The organism is Streptomyces sp. V3I8 (genome assembly GCF_030817535.1).
In the GTDB taxonomy this organism is placed as follows: domain Bacteria; phylum Actinomycetota; class Actinomycetes; order Streptomycetales; family Streptomycetaceae; genus Streptomyces.
On record NZ_JAUSZL010000002.1, the window covers coordinates 7573412 to 7587394 of the forward strand.

12 protein-coding genes, 2 pseudogenes and 1 riboswitch are annotated in these 13983 nt (G+C 74.3%); of the genes and pseudogenes, 13 read left to right on the plus strand and 1 reads right to left on the minus strand.

All coding sequences use genetic code 11. The features are described 5' to 3' along the window. Window positions 1–48: 48 nt before the first annotated feature. The 5 genes and pseudogenes from QFZ75_RS33605 (at window position 49) to QFZ75_RS33625 (ending at window position 3785) form a co-directional block, all read left to right on the plus strand. A complete protein-coding gene (locus QFZ75_RS33605) occupies window positions 49–621 on the plus strand; it encodes a helix-turn-helix domain-containing protein (RefSeq protein ID WP_307542968.1) in 573 nt (190 codons plus the stop codon). 110 nt (window positions 622–731) lie between these two features. Next, window positions 732–1289 (plus strand): YbaK/EbsC family protein, encoded by a 558-nt coding sequence (locus QFZ75_RS33610; protein WP_307542969.1) that lies wholly within the window; start codon window positions 732–734, stop codon window positions 1287–1289. Between the two features lie 138 nt (window positions 1290–1427). After that, a pseudogene (locus tag QFZ75_RS33615) lies at window positions 1428–1747 on the plus strand (ArsR/SmtB family transcription factor); the annotation flags it as partial. A gap of 192 nt (window positions 1748–1939) precedes the next feature. Then, window positions 1940–2737, plus strand: a complete 798-nt coding sequence (locus tag QFZ75_RS33620; protein ID WP_307542971.1) for a VOC family protein — start codon at window positions 1940–1942, stop codon at window positions 2735–2737. Between the two features lie 169 nt (window positions 2738–2906). Next, the gene (locus QFZ75_RS33625; RefSeq protein WP_307542973.1) at window positions 2907–3785 is read left to right on the plus strand and encodes an MHYT domain-containing protein; all 879 of its coding nucleotides are present in this window, start codon (window positions 2907–2909) and stop codon (window positions 3783–3785) included. On the opposite strand, the pseudogene QFZ75_RS33630 reads toward QFZ75_RS33625, so the two are convergent. Continuing rightward, window positions 3742–4149, minus strand: a pseudogene (locus tag QFZ75_RS33630) (CoA-binding protein). The gene QFZ75_RS33625 and the pseudogene QFZ75_RS33630 sit on opposite strands and share 44 nt — an antisense overlap. 201 nt (window positions 4150–4350) lie before the next feature. Next, a riboswitch (cobalamin riboswitch) is annotated at window positions 4351–4538 on the plus strand. Window positions 4539–4604: 66 nt separating this feature from the next. Between QFZ75_RS33630 and QFZ75_RS33635 the strand changes: the two are divergent. The 8 genes from QFZ75_RS33635 to QFZ75_RS33670 all read left to right on the plus strand — a co-directional run bounded on the left by QFZ75_RS33635 (window position 4605) and on the right by QFZ75_RS33670 (window position 13948). Further along, window positions 4605–5630 (plus strand): ABC transporter substrate-binding protein, encoded by a 1026-nt coding sequence (locus tag QFZ75_RS33635; RefSeq protein ID WP_307542976.1) that lies wholly within the window; start codon window positions 4605–4607, stop codon window positions 5628–5630. Next, a complete protein-coding gene (locus tag QFZ75_RS33640) occupies window positions 5627–6643 on the plus strand; it encodes an iron ABC transporter permease (protein ID WP_307542978.1) in 1017 nt (338 codons plus the stop codon). Before QFZ75_RS33635 ends, QFZ75_RS33640 begins: the two co-directional genes overlap by 4 nt. Next, the gene (locus tag QFZ75_RS33645; RefSeq protein ID WP_307542980.1) at window positions 6640–7500 is read left to right on the plus strand and encodes an ABC transporter ATP-binding protein; all 861 of its coding nucleotides are present in this window, start codon (window positions 6640–6642) and stop codon (window positions 7498–7500) included. The genes QFZ75_RS33640 and QFZ75_RS33645 overlap by 4 nt, the downstream gene beginning before the upstream one ends. 46 nt (window positions 7501–7546) lie before the next feature. Next, entirely contained in the window at window positions 7547–8329 is a 783-nt protein-coding gene (locus QFZ75_RS33650; RefSeq protein ID WP_307542982.1) for a hypothetical protein, read from the plus strand. Then, the gene (locus QFZ75_RS33655; protein WP_307542984.1) at window positions 8326–8937 is read left to right on the plus strand and encodes a histidine phosphatase family protein; all 612 of its coding nucleotides are present in this window, start codon (window positions 8326–8328) and stop codon (window positions 8935–8937) included. The genes QFZ75_RS33650 and QFZ75_RS33655 overlap by 4 nt, the downstream gene beginning before the upstream one ends. Window positions 8938–8997: 60 nt before the next feature. Continuing rightward, complete coding sequence (locus tag QFZ75_RS33660; RefSeq protein ID WP_307542985.1) at window positions 8998–9681, plus strand: YigZ family protein; 684 nt, start codon at window positions 8998–9000, stop codon at window positions 9679–9681. Window positions 9682–9711: 30 nt separating this feature from the next. Then, window positions 9712–10875 (plus strand): exonuclease SbcCD subunit D, encoded by a 1164-nt coding sequence (locus QFZ75_RS33665; protein ID WP_307542987.1) that lies wholly within the window; start codon window positions 9712–9714, stop codon window positions 10873–10875. A gap of 79 nt (window positions 10876–10954) precedes the next feature. After that, window positions 10955–13948, plus strand: a complete 2994-nt coding sequence (locus QFZ75_RS33670; RefSeq protein WP_307542989.1) for an SMC family ATPase — start codon at window positions 10955–10957, stop codon at window positions 13946–13948. The last annotated feature ends 35 nt before the right edge of the window (window positions 13949–13983 follow it).

Here is a 13983-nt window from a genome sequence, read left to right on the forward strand (position 1 = left end):
CCGTAGTTCAGTCCATTGAACTCTGTCATCCATAATATTGGACGGAATGTGTCGGACCTCGATCTGCTGACCCAGTCACTGGCGCGCAACGTCAAGCGCTGGCGCACCGAGCGCGGCTTCACCCTGGACACGCTCGCCGCCCGCGCCGCGGTCAGCCGCGGCATGCTCATCCAGATCGAGCAGGCCCGGACCAATCCCAGCCTCGGTACCGTCGTCAAGATCGGCGACGCGCTCGGCATCAGCATCACCACCCTGCTCGACTACGAGCAGGGCCCGAAGGTCCGGATCGTCCCGGCCGAGCAGGCCGTCCGGCTCTGGCACACCGACGCCGGCAGCTACAACCGTCTCCTCGCGGGCACGGAGGCGCCCGGTCCGCTGGAGATGTGGGACTGGCTGCTGATGCCGGGCGAGGGCAGCCCCTCGGACCCGCACCCCACGGGCACGGTCGAACTCATCCACGTGACGAAGGGGGAGCTGGCGCTCACCGTCGACGGCGTGGAGTACCGCGTCCCGGCCGGCGCGAGCGCCTCCTTCGAGGCCAACACCCCCCACACGTACGGCAACGCCGGTGACGTGCCGGTGGAGATGGTCATGGCCGTGTCGGTCCCCGGCGTGCACTGAGGCGCCTGCGGGCTCTTCGGAGGGGCTCGGTGATCCGCGCCGGGACCCGCGGTGAAGAGGTGTGCCGGGCCTGCGGCGGCGGCCGTTCGCACGGCTGTTAGCGTGCGCTCATGCGCGCACCCATCGGACACTTCGACGACGCCACGCCCGCTCCCGAACGCCTCGACGTGCTGACCGGCCCGGTCGCCGACGCCGTACGCGGCTGGCGCGGCGGCGTCCCCGCCGAGCAGATCGTGTACGTCGACACCGAGCCCGAGTGGGCCGACACCGCCACCTTCCTCGAGCACTACGGGCCGGAACTCCTGGACCGGTCGGCGAACTGCGTGGTCGTCGCGGGCAGGCGCGGCGGTGCGACCACGCTCGCCGCCTGCGTGGTGCCGTCCGCCACCCGCGTCGACGTCAACGGCGTGGTCCGGCGTCAGCTCGGTGCCCGCAAGGCGTCGTTCGCGCCGATGGACACGGCGACCGGCGAGACCGGCATGGAGTACGGCGGCATCACCCCGATCGGACTGCCCGCCGACTGGCCCGTGCTGATCGACTCGGCCGTCGTCGACCTGCCGTACGTGCTGGTGGGCAGCGGGCGGCGACGCGGAAAGCTCCTCGTGCCCGGGAAGGCTTTCGCGGAGCTGCCGAACGCCGTGGTGCTGGAAGGACTCGGGGTCGACTGACCTCCCCGTCCTGACCTCCCCGTCCCGGCTTCCGTCCTGACCTCCCCGTCTCGGCTTCCGTCCCGACCTCCGTCCTGACCTCCGGCGGGACTTCTCCGGAGCTCCCGCGGGTCAACCGGCCGTGAGGCGGACCGGCGTGTGGTGGGCCGCACCCCGGGCGAGGAGCGGTTCGCCCTCGTCGCCGAACTCCTGGCCCTGCTGGGGACCGCACCAGGCTCGTCCTGCTGCACGCCCCGGCCGAGGGCGAGGCGGACGTCACGACGCTGACCGAGCGGTGCGGCGCGGCCCGTCCGGCCGTCGGCCAGCACCTGGCCCGACTGCGGCCGGCGGGTCTCGTCAACACGCGCAAGGCGGGCCGCCGGGTGATCTATTCGCTGCGCGACGGGCACCTGCGGCGGGTCGTGGACGAGGCCCTGGAGCTGGCCGGCCACCGGCTGCGCGACCGGCCGGCGCACGACTGGGCGGCCCCGCCCGCCGTCCTGTTTGGGGCCCGTTCCCCGGGTACTCGGGGCGCGAGCCCCAGCCCGCCTCCGGGCGCGGAGGGCGGGAGCGGGAGATGCTGAGGGGGACGGAATCACGGCCCGGCGCCGCTTTCGACGCCGCCGGACGTCCGGCCACGCCCTCGGCACGAATTCAGGAACGGTACTGCCATGAACAGCGACGCAAAAGTCCGCAACGACGTCGTCTCCAGCCACTCGGTGGCGGGTGCCCCGTGCTGGGTCAGCCTGACGGCCCGGGACCAGCAGGCCGCCGAGGACTTCTACGGGGCGGTGCTCGGCTGGCGCTTCCGGACGGCCTCGCTGATGGACCGCTTCCGGATCGCCTACGCGGACGGGGTGCCCGTCGCGGGCATCGCCGCCGTGGCCTCCAGGTGGCAGATGGCCGTCACCTGGACCCCGTACTTCGCCGTGGAGAGCGCCGACGAGGCGGTGGCCCGCGGTCAGGAGCGCGGCGGCACGACCGCGGTCGGCCCGATCGGTTTCCCGCCGGGCCGGGCGGCCCTGCTGGCGGACCGCGACGGAGCCGTCTTCGGCATCTGGGAGGGCCGGCTGGTGGTCGGCTGGGAGACCTGGCGGCGGGCCGCCCCCGCTTTCCTGCGGCTGCACACGCGCAACGCCTTCGACGCCGCCATGTTCTACGGCGAGGTGCTGCGGTGGGCGACCGCGCGACCCGGCTGCTGCGAGGTGCACTACGACGGCGACGAGGTGGTCCTGCGCAGCGAGGGCGACGTGGTGGCCCGTATCCACTCGGGCGCGGTGGAGGCGGCCCCCGACCCGACGATCCGGCCGCACTGGCAGGTCCACTTCGCGGTCGCCGACGTCGACGCCTGTGTCCGTGCCGCGCTGTCCCACGGGGGCACGGTCCAGGACGGGGCGAGTGCCACGGAGGCGGTGCTGCGCGACCCCGACGGGGCCCAGTTCACGATCACGTCCAAGCCACAGTCGTGAGAGCGCGTCACCAGAACGGGTCCTTCCGGCTCAAAGAAGTCCGTCTGTGACCGGAAGTAACCGGTCGGGCGCATCGTTAACTGCAATTTGAACGAAACCCCTTGCTTCCGCCCCGTCACGGCACGTACATCTGTCCCCGCACAGTCCAATTTCGGGGGGATGTTGGCATATGCAAGGTACGGTCGACGGATTCAGTTATGGCATGGTCACGCCGCTCACGGCCTATGTCATGGCCTGTCTGGGAGCCGCTCTGGGGCTGCGCTGCGTCACCCGGTCCCTGCACGACGACAGGTCGTGGAAACCGGGCTGGCTCGCGCTCGGCGCGGCCTCGATCGGCTGCGGGATCTGGACGATGCACTTCATCGCGATGATCGGGTTCCAGGTCGAGGAGAGCGACATCCGCTACGACGTCGGCCTGACGGTCCTCAGCCTCCTGGTGGCGATCGCCGTGGTCGGTATCGGCGTGTTCGCCGTCGGCTACCGCGGCGCGGGCACCACGACCCTGCTCGTCGCGGGCGTCTTCACCGGCCTCGGTGTCGCGGCCATGCACTACATCGGCATGGCCGCCATCCGTCTGAACGGCGGCCTGCGGTACGACACCGCCACCGTCGCGCTGTCCGTCCTGATCGCCCTCGTCGCGGCGACCGCCGCGCTCTGGGCGGCGGTCGCGATCCGCGGCTTCCTGACCAGCCTCGGTGCGAGCCTGGTCATGGGAGGCGCCGTGTCCGGAATGCACTACACGGGCATGGCGGCCGTCAGCGTGCACCTGCACGGCGCGGTAGGCGGACCGGGCACGGGCGGTTCCGCCCACTCGCTCCTGCTGCCGATGCTCATCGGCCCGGTCCTCTTCCTGGTGCTCGCCGCGGTGGTCGTGATGTTCGACCCGCTGCTGGTCCTCGGGGACGGCGACTGGAACCGGACCGCGTCCCGCCGGGCACCCGCTTCCCGTACGGACCGGCCCGCCTGGTCCGGCGGCTCGGCCTTCGAACCGCCGCCGCGCCGGGTCAGCCCAGGCGGGGAATCTCGATCGCCGGGCAGCGGTCCATGACCATGTCGAGACCGGCCGTCCGGGTGCGTTCGTAGGCGCCCTCGTCGATCACGCCGAGCTGGAACCAGACGGCCCCGGCGCCGATGGCGACCGCCTCGTCGGCGACGGAGCCCGCGAGGTCGCTGTTGACGAACACGTCGACGACGTCGACCGGGAAGGGGATGTCGGCCAGGGAGGCGTACCCCTTCTCCCCGTGGACCGTCTCGGCCTTCGGGTGGACCGGGACCACCCGCTTGCCGTAGCGCTTGAGCACGGCCGCGACGCCGTACGCGGCGCGCCCCTCGTTCGACGAGAGACCGACGACCGCCCAGGTGTCGCCGCGCTAGGTGAGGATCTTGCGGATCGTTGCCGGATCGCCGTACACGAGGGGCCTCCTGGACTTGCGTGGACTTGCGTGGACTTACGGACGGGTGCTGTTGCGCCCGACAACAGCGGGCGCGGCACGCTGATTCCCGCACGGTGCCCGACACGTGTCCGCCGCGGTGTCCGGCAACGGTCCGCCGAGGCGCCCGACGGATGTCCGCGACGGTGCCCGCGCACCGCCGCCCCGGCCCGAAAACCGCCGTGATAGCTTGCGGAAGCCAGTCGAACCCATGTACGTGGGTCAGGGAATCCGGTGCGAATCCGGAGCTGACGCGCAGCGGTGAGGGTGACGGGCGGGGCATCGGCCACTGGACCGGAACGACGGTCCGGGAAGGCGCTCCGTCCGGGTGAACCCGAGTCCGAAGACCTGCTGGCGGCCTCCGCGGTCACCGGACGGCGGGGGAGCACCGTACGACCGGGCTCCGCGTCCGAGCCCTCGACGCCCGAGGAACTTCCGTGCCCTTCGCACGCCCCGCCCGCCCCGCTGCCCTGCTCCTGTGCGGCGCCGTCCTGCTGACCGGCTGCGGAGCGGCCGACCCGCCCGGTGCCGAGGCCGGAGCGGCCGCCGTCACCCTGGACGACTGCGGCCACACCGTACGCGTGGAGTCCCCGCCCCGGCGGGCCGTGGCCCTCAACCAGGGTGCCGCCGAGATCATGCTGTCGCTGGGTCTCGCCGACCGCATGGCCGGCACCGCGACCTGGACCGATCCCGTGCTGAAGGGCCTGGAGAAGGCCGATGCGCAGGTGCCGCGCATCGCCGACAACAGCCCCTCCTTCGAACGGGTCCTGGACGCCGACCCCGACTTCGTGGCCGCCTCGTTCGCGTCCACGCTCGGCAAGGGAGGCGTCGCCACCCGGGAGCAGTTCGAGAAGCTCGGCGTACCCGCGTACGTCGCGCCCTCCGACTGCGCGGGCAAGGACAACACCGGAGACGGCGACGGCGCCCGCGCGAAACCGCTCGGCATCGACGCCGTCTACGGCGAGATACACGACCTGGCCAGGATCTTCGGCGTCGAGGACAGGGGCGACGAGCTCGTCGCCGGACTGGAGCGGCGGATGGCGAAGGCCACCTCGGGCGTCGACGCCTCCGGCGTCTCCCTCCTCTTCTGGTTCGCCAACTCCGCGTCGCCCTACATGGCGGGCTGCTGCGGATCCCCCGGCATCATGACCCGGGCGCTGGGCGCGAGGAACGTCTTCGACGACACCCACGAGGAATGGCCCCAGATCAACTGGGAGACGGTGGCCGACCGCGACCCCGACGTCCTGGTCATCGGCGACCTGACCCGCAGGTCGCAGACCGCCGAGTCCGCGAGGAAGAAGATCGAGTTCCTGGAGTCCGACCCGGTCACCAGGAACATGACCGCCGTCAGGAAGAAGCGGTACGTCCTGCTCAGCGGACAGGCGCTGAACCCGACCATCCGTACCGTCGAGGGCGTCGAGCGGGTGGCCGCCGCCCTGCGGGAGTTCGGGCTCGCGGGGTGACCCGGCCGCGCGTGGGAACACTCTGCGCGGCCGGTGGGGCCCTGCTCGTCGGCTCCGTCGCCCTCGCGATCACGATCGGCCCCGCGGACATCGGTGTCGGTGACGTCTGGTCCGTGGTCGCGGCCCATCTCGGCCGGGGCGGCACGCGGTTGAGCCCCGTCCGGGACGGGATCGTCTGGCAGCTGCGGCTGCCGCGCACCCTCCTGGCCGCCGTCTGCGGCGCCGGACTGGCCGTGTGCGGCGCGGTCATGCAGTCCCTGCTGCGCAACCCCCTCGCCGACCCGTTCGTCCTCGGGGTGTCCTCGGGCGCCTCCACCGGCGCGGTCCTCGTGGTCGTCCTCGGGGCCGGCGGCGGCCTGCTGTCCGTGTCCGGGGGCGCGTTCCTCGGCGCGCTCCTCTCGTTCGGTCTGGTCCTGCTGCTCAGCCACACCCTCGGCGGGACGACGGACCGGGTCGTGCTCAGCGGCGTCGCCGCGATGCAGCTCTTCTCCGCCCTCACCTCCTTCGTCGTGATGACCGCCGCCGACGCCGAGACCACCCGGGGCGTGCTGTTCTGGCTGCTCGGCTCGCTGGGCGGCGTCGGCTGGACCGACGTCTGGGTCTGCGCCGCGGTGCTGGCGGTCGCCCTGGTGGTCTGCCTGGCGTACGCGCGCACGCTCGACGCGTTCGCCTTCGGCCAGGACGCCGCCGCAAGCCTCGGGGTGTCCGTGGCCCGCACCCGGCTGGTGCTGCTGTGCGCGACGGCCCTCCTGACGGCCGCGCTGGTCAGCTCGGCGGGCGCCATCGGCTTCGTGGGCCTCGTCCTGCCGCACGCGGCCCGGGCGCTGGTGGGCTCCGGCCACGCGCGGCTGCTGCCGGTCGCCGCCCTCACCGGCGCGGTGTTCCTGGTGTGGGTGGACACCCTGGCCCGTACCGTCCTCGATCCCCAGGAGGTGCCCGTCGGCGTGGTCACCTCGCTCATCGGCGTACCGGTGTTCGTACTGGTGCTGTACCGGACCCGGAGGACGCGATGACGAGCGCGCACACCGACGGCGCCGCGAAGGAGGCGGCCGTACCGGCTGCGGGACTCCGGGCCCGGCGCGTCACCCGTACCGCCGACGGCCGCGTCATCCTGGACGGCGTCAGCATCGGCCCCGCCCCCGGCGCCACCGTCGGCCTCCTCGGCCCGAACGGTTCCGGCAAGTCCACCCTCCTGCGGCTGCTCGCCGGCGTCCTCGCCCCGGCCTCGGGCGTCGTCACCCTCGACGGCCGCCCGCTCGCCGACCTGGGCCGCCGCGACATCGCCCGCCGTGTCGCGGTGGTCGAGCAACAGGCCGACACACAGGTCGAGTTGAGCGTCCTGGACGTCGTACGCCTCGGCCGTGTCCCGCACCGCCGCGCCTGGACACCCCCGTCCGGCGCCGACGAGAAGGCCGTCCGGGAGGCGCTGGCCCGCACCGGCCTCACCGACCGCGCCCGCCAGTCGTGGCACACCCTCTCCGGCGGCGAACGCCAACGCGTGCAGATCGCCCGCGCCCTGGCCCAGGAACCCCGCGAACTTCTCCTGGACGAACCGACCAACCACCTCGACATCCAGCACCAGCTCGACCTGCTGACCCTCGTCACCTCGCTCCCGGTCACCAGCGTCGTCGCCCTGCACGACCTGAACCTCGCGGCGATGTACTGCGACCAACTCGTCGTCCTGCGCGAGGGATCCGTGGTGGCCGCCGGAACCCCGGGCGACGTCCTCACCGAGGAGCTCATCGCCGGGGTGTACGGAGTCCGGGCCGCCGTGACGCGCGAGGGCGCCGACGGACGGCCGCACGTGCGCTTCCTGGGCACCGTGGACCGGCCGCCGGCCCGGGATCCCGCGAACACGTGTCCGCAATGACGCGGGCATCCCTGCGCGACCGCCCGCGCCCGCCTACGCTCAGCCTGTGCTGCGTATCAACGACCCCCGAACAGGCGACCCCACCGCCGCCGCCCCCGCCCGCCGCGGCCTGACCCGTGTCGTGGCCCATGTGCCGCGCCCCGACACCACCGGCCTGCGCGTGCTCCTGACCGCCGACGTCCTCGTACGGGCCCTGGAGATCGGCGGCACCCCCGTCTGGACCGTCCTGACCGGCACCGAGGGACGCGCGGAACTGCGCGCCCGGGCCGCGGAGCTCGGCATCCGCCCCTTCGAGGACGAACGGGACGTCACCCCGGGCCTGGGCGAGGCCCAGGTACTGCACGTACTCGCCCGTACGGACACGGACACGGGTGCGGGTGCGGATACCGGTACGGGCGGGCCGGCCGCCGGAGAGCCGGTCGGCGGGCTGCGCGTCGAGGTCGCCCCGGCCGGTGTCGGGACCGGCGTGGCGGACGACGCCGACAGCGCCACGGCCCTGCGGCTGGCCCTGCTGGCCCGCCCCCGCGGACAGACCCTGCGCCTGGGCGCGGCCGACCTCACGGACGCCGGGAACCAGCTGAAGCACTGGCGGAGCGCCGTCGCCGCCTGGGCCACCCGCCCCTCGGGACCCATCCCCGACCCCGTACGGGACCAGCTGCGCGCCGCCTGGGAGGACGACCTGGACGTGCCCGCCGTGCTCGACGTGCTGCGGAAGGTGGAGACCTCGGGGACCGTTCCGGACGGGGCCCGCTTCGAGACGTACGCCTACGCGGACCGGCTCCTGGGTCTCGAACTCACCCGGGACATCGGCCGCGGGGCCCCGGCGTGATCGCGCGTGCCGCGGCGGGTCCGCTGCGCCGGCTCGTCGTGCTGCGGCACGCCAAGTCCGCCTGGCCGGACGGCGTCCCGGACCACGAGCGGCCCCTCGCGCCACGTGGCCGCCGGGACGCGCCGGCCGCCGGACGCGCCCTCGCCGACGCCGACTGCCTGCCGGACCTCGCGCTCTGCTCGACCGCCGTACGGGCCCGGCGGACCTGGGAACTGGCCGCCGCCGAGTGGGGCACGCCCCCGCCGGTGCGTCACGACCCGGGGCTGTACGCGGCGACCGTGCCCGAGTTGCTGGAGGCCGTGCGCGACGTCCCCGCGGAGGTCGGGACCCTGCTGCTGATCGGCCACAACCCCGGCCTGGAGGAGCTGGTCCTCACCCTGGCGGGGGACGGCCTGGGCGACGCGCTGGACGACGTCCGCGTGAAGTTCCCCACCTCGGCGATCGCGGTCCTCGCCTGGCACGGCGGCGACTGGACGGCGCTCGGCCCCCGCGCGGCACTCCTCACGGACATGATCGTGCCGCGCGGGAAGAAGCCGAGCCGGAAGAAGCCCGGCGGGGAGAGCCCCGGACCCGGACCCGGACCCGGGGAGAGCCCCGGACCCGGATAGGGGGTCCCGCTGGACCGCCGGCGGTCGCACACCTGTGCGCGGCACGCATACGCTGGGCCGATGCAGGACGAGTACCGCACCGTGGCCCGCGCAGGGGTGCACGAGACCGAGATCAACCGTTCCCGTTTCCGCTGCGCGCTGGCACCGGCGGCCACCGAGCGGGAGGCCCAGGACTTCGTCGCGGCCGTCCGCAGGGAGCACGCGGACGCGACGCACAACTGCTTCGCGTACGTCATCGGCGCCGACGCCGCCGTCCAGCGGGCGAGCGACGACGGCGAACCGGGCGGCACCGCGGGCCTCCCGATGCTCCAGATGCTGCTGCGCCGCGACATGCGCTACGTGGTCGCCGTCGTCACCCGTTACTACGGAGGCGTCAAACTCGGCGCGGGCGGACTCATCCGGGCCTACGGCGGCACGGTGGGGGAGGCCCTGGACAGCCTCGGCACGCTCACCCGCAGACGCTTCCGGCTCGCCACCGTCACCGTCGACCACCAGCGGGCGGGCAAGGTGCAGAACGACCTGCGCTCGACCGGCCGCGAGGTGCGTGACGTGCGCTACGGGGAGGCCGTCACCCTCGAGATCGGCCTGCCGGACGCCGAGGTCGAGGTCTTCAAGGGCTGGCTGGCCGATGTCACGGCAGGGACGGCGGGGTTCGAACTGGGCGGAGAGGCGTACGGGGACGCACAGGCGTACGGGGAGGGCACGGACCGCACATCGGGCCGATACGGGAGTAGCCGCCCGTGATGTCCGACCCGGCCGTTAGTCTCGGGGATCATGAGGCTGCTGCACACTTCCGACTGGCATCTGGGCCGGGCGTTCCATCGCGTGAACATGCTCGGTGCCCAGGCCGAGTTCATCGGTCATCTCGTCACGACCGTGAGCGAGCGCGGTGTGGACGCGGTGGTCGTGTCGGGGGACGTGTACGACCGGGCCGTGCCCCCGCTGGCCGCGGTCGAGCTCTTCGACGACGTGCTGCACCGCCTGGCCGACCTCGGGGTGCCCACGGTGATGATCTCCGGGAACCACGACTCGGCGCGCCGGCTCGGGGTCGGCGCCGGACTCATCGGCCGCGCGGGCATCCACCTGCGGACCGCGCCCGCGGCCTGCGGGACACCGGTGCTGCTGGCGGACTCCTTCGGGGACGTCGCCTTCTACGGACTGCCGTATCTGGAACCGGCGCTGGTGAAGGACGAGTTCGGGGTGGAGAGGGCGGGCCACGAGAGTGTGCTCGCCGCCGCCATGGACCGGGTGCGGGCCGACCTCGCCACGCGCGCGGAGGGCACCCGTTCCGTCGTCCTCGCCCACGCCTTCGTCACGGGCGGTGAGGTCAGCGACAGCGAGCGGGACATCACCGTGGGCGGGGTCGCCGCCGTGCCCGCCGGTGTCTTCGACGGTGCCGACTACGCGGCGCTCGGCCATCTCCACGGCAGCCAGACCATCACCGCGCGGGTGCGCTACTCCGGGTCGCCGCTGCCGTACTCCTTCTCGGAGACCGACCACCGCAAGAGCATGTGGCTGGTCGACCTGGGTGCCGACGGCTCCGTGGAGGCCGAGCGCGTCGACTGCCCCGTACCGCGCGCGCTGGCCCGTATCCGGGGCGGGTTGGAGGAACTGCTCGCCGATCCGGGGCTGACGCGCCACGAGGAGGCCTGGGTGGAGGCGACCCTCACCGACCCGGTGCGTCCCGCCGACCCCATGGCGCGGCTCACCGCGCGGTTCCCGCACACGCTCAGCCTCGTCTTCGCACCGGAGCGGGCACCGGACGACCCCGACGTGTCGTACGCGCGACGGCTCGCGGGCCGCAGCGACCAGCAGATCGCGGAGGACTTCGTGGCCCATGTGCGCGGCGCCGGTCCCGACGAGCGCGAACAGGCCGTGCTGCGGGACGCGTTCGACACCGTCCGCACCGACGACACGGTCCGCGAGGTCGCCCGGTGACGCGGTGGGGCGCGAACCGCCAGGAGGGTCCGGCCCGCTCGGACGGGCCGGTCGGCGAACGGGACTTCGAGGGGGGCCGATGAGGCTGCACCGGTTGTACATCACCGCCTTCGGGCCGTTCGGCGGCGCCCAGGAGGTCGACTTCGACGACCTGTCGGCCGCCGGGCTCTTCCTGCTGCACGGGCCGACCGGCGCCGGCAAGACCTCCGTCCTGGACGCCGTCTGCTTCGCGCTGTACGGCTCGGTGCCGGGCGCCCGGCAGGGCGGTTCGCTGCGCAGCGACCACGCGCCCTCCGGCACCCGCACCGAGGTGAAGCTCGAACTCACCGTGGCCGGCCGCCGCCTGGAGATCACCCGGCAGCCGCCGTGGGAGCGGCCCAAGAAGCGCGGCACGGGCACCACGACGGAGAAGGCGCAGAGCTGGCTGCGCGAGTACCACGCGCCGGGCGGCTCCTGGAAGGACCTCAGCCGCTCCCACCAGGAGATCGGCGAGGAGATCACCCAGCTCCTCGGCATGAGCCGGGAACAGTTCTGCCAGGTGGTCCTGCTGCCGCAGGGCGACTTCGCGCGCTTCCTGCGGGCCGACGCCGAAGCCCGCGGCAGGCTGCTCGGCCGCCTCTTCGACACCCAGCGCTTCGCCGCCGTCGAGCAGCGCCTGGCCGAGCGCAGACGCCTGGCCGAGACGCGAGTACGGGCCGGGGACGCCGAGTTGCTGGCCGACGCGCACCGGATGCAGCAGGCGGCCGGAGACCTCGTCGAGCTGCCGCTGCCCGACCTGACGCCCGGCGACCCGGGGCTCGCCGGGGCCGTGCTGGAATGGGCGGCCGTCGCCAGGAGCACGGCCCGCGAGAGGTACGCGATCGCCCGCTGCGCGCAGACGGCCACCGAGTCCGCGCAGGCCGCCGCGGACCGCGTGCTCGACGAGGTACGCGAAGTGGCCCGGCTGCAGCACCGGTTCGCCGAGGCGCGGGAGCGGGCCGCCCGGCTGGAGGAGCGCGCCGGGGCCCACCGGGAGGAGCAGCGCCGCGTGGAGCGCGGCAGGAAGGCCGAGGCGGTGGCGCCCGCGCTCGGACTGCGCGAGGCCACCGACACCGAGCACCGGCGGGCGGCCGACGCCGAGGCCCGCACGCGTGCCCTGCTTCCCGAGGCCTTCGCCGACGCCGGGCCCACGGGCCTGGCGGCCGCCGCGCGCAAGGCCGCCGAGGAACTGGGCGGACTGGAGTCGGCCCGGCGCGCGGAGCACCGGCTCACCGAACTCACCACCGAGCGGGCGGCACTGGACCGCCAGGAGCGCGCCGACGAGGACGTGCTGCAGGACGCCGAACAGTGGCTCGCCGACTGGGAGACGGCCAGGACCTCCCTCCAGACCCGCATCGAGTCGGCCCAGGAGGCCGCCGCCCGCGCCGAACAGCTCGCCGTGCAGCGCGACCCCGCGCGGTCACGGCTGGCGGCCGCCCGGCTGCGCGACCAGCTCGCCGGGGACACCGAGAAGGCCCACGCGCGCGTGCTGGCCGCCCGCGAGCGGGCCACGGACGCCCGGGCCCACTGGCTGGACCTCAGGGAACAGCGCCTCAGGGGCATCGCCGCGGAGCTCGCCGCGGGTCTCGTGGACGGCGGGGCCTGCGCCGTGTGCGGCGCCACCGAGCACCCCGCCCCCGCCCGGAAGGTCGACGGGCACGTCGACCGGCGGGCCGAGGACACCGCGCTCGCCGCGTACCAGCGTGCCGAGGAAGAGCGTGCCGAGGAGGAGCGGCGGCTGGGGGTGGTGCGCGAGGCGCTGGCCGCCGCGACCGCCGAGGCGGGCGACACCCCCACCGGCCGGCTCGCCGAACAGGCCGAGGAGCTGGAGCGGCGGCACGCCGAGGCGCGCGGCGCCGCGTCGGGGCTGCACGCGGCCACGGAGGCGCTCCGGCAGGCCGAGCAGGAGCACCGGCGGCGACTCACCGCCCACCAGGAGGCCGCCGTGCGCGGCGCGTCCAGGACCGCGCGCAGGGACGCCCTCGCCCGCGAGGCGGCCTCCCTGGAAGGGGAGCTGACACAGGCCAGGGGCTCGGCGGGAAGCGTGCGCGAGCGCGCCGCCGAGCTGGAACGCGAGGTGTCGGCGCTCACGGAGGCCGCGGACGCCGCGCGCGCCGCGGCGGACACCGGGCAGCGGCTCAAGGACGCCGACGCACGCCTCGCCGACGCGGCCTTCCGCGCCGGCTTCGAGACGCCGCAGGCCGCCGCGGACGCCCTCCTCGACGACGCGGCCCACCGGGAACTGCAACGACGCCTCGACGCCTGGCAGCAGGAGGAGGCGACGGTCCGCGCGGTGCTCGCGGAGGACGGGACGGCCGCCGCGGCACAGCTGCCGGCCGCCGATCCGCGGGCGGCCGAGCAGACCGCCGCCGTGGCGGGCCGGCGGGTGCGCGAGGCGGCCTCCGCGCGCGACGCGGCCGCCCGCCGCTGCACGGAACTCGACCTGCTGACCCGCCGGGCCGAGACGTCCGTCCGCCGGCTGGGACCGCTGCGCGAGGAGTACGACCGGGTCGCCCGCCTCGCCTCGCTCGCGGCCGGCACCTCCGCCGACAACGAACGCCGGATGCGCCTGGAGTCGTACGTCCTGGCCGCCCGCCTGGAACAGGTCGCGGCGGCCGCCACGGCACGGCTGCAGCGCATGTCCGCCGGGCGGTACACGCTCGTCCACTCCGCCGACCGGGCCGGCCGGGGCCGCAGCGGGCTCGGCCTGCACGTCGTCGACGCCTGGACCGGGCGCGAGCGCGACACCGCGACGCTCTCCGGGGGCGAGACGTTCTTCGCCTCCCTCGCGCTCGCGCTGGGCCTCGCGGACGTGGTCACCGACGAGGCGGGCGGGGTGCGCCTGGACACCCTCTTCATCGACGAGGGCTTCGGCAGCCTCGACGACCAGACGCTCGACGAGGTCCTTGACGTACTGGACTCCCTCCGGGAGCGGGACCGCAGCGTCGGCATCGTCAGCCACGTCGCCGACCTGCGCCGCCGCATCCACGCGCAGCTGGAGGTCGTGAAGGGGCGGTCGGGGTCGGTGGTCAGGCAGCGGGACGGGGACGGCTGACGGCCGACGACCGGGGTGCGGGCGGCCCGGCGGCC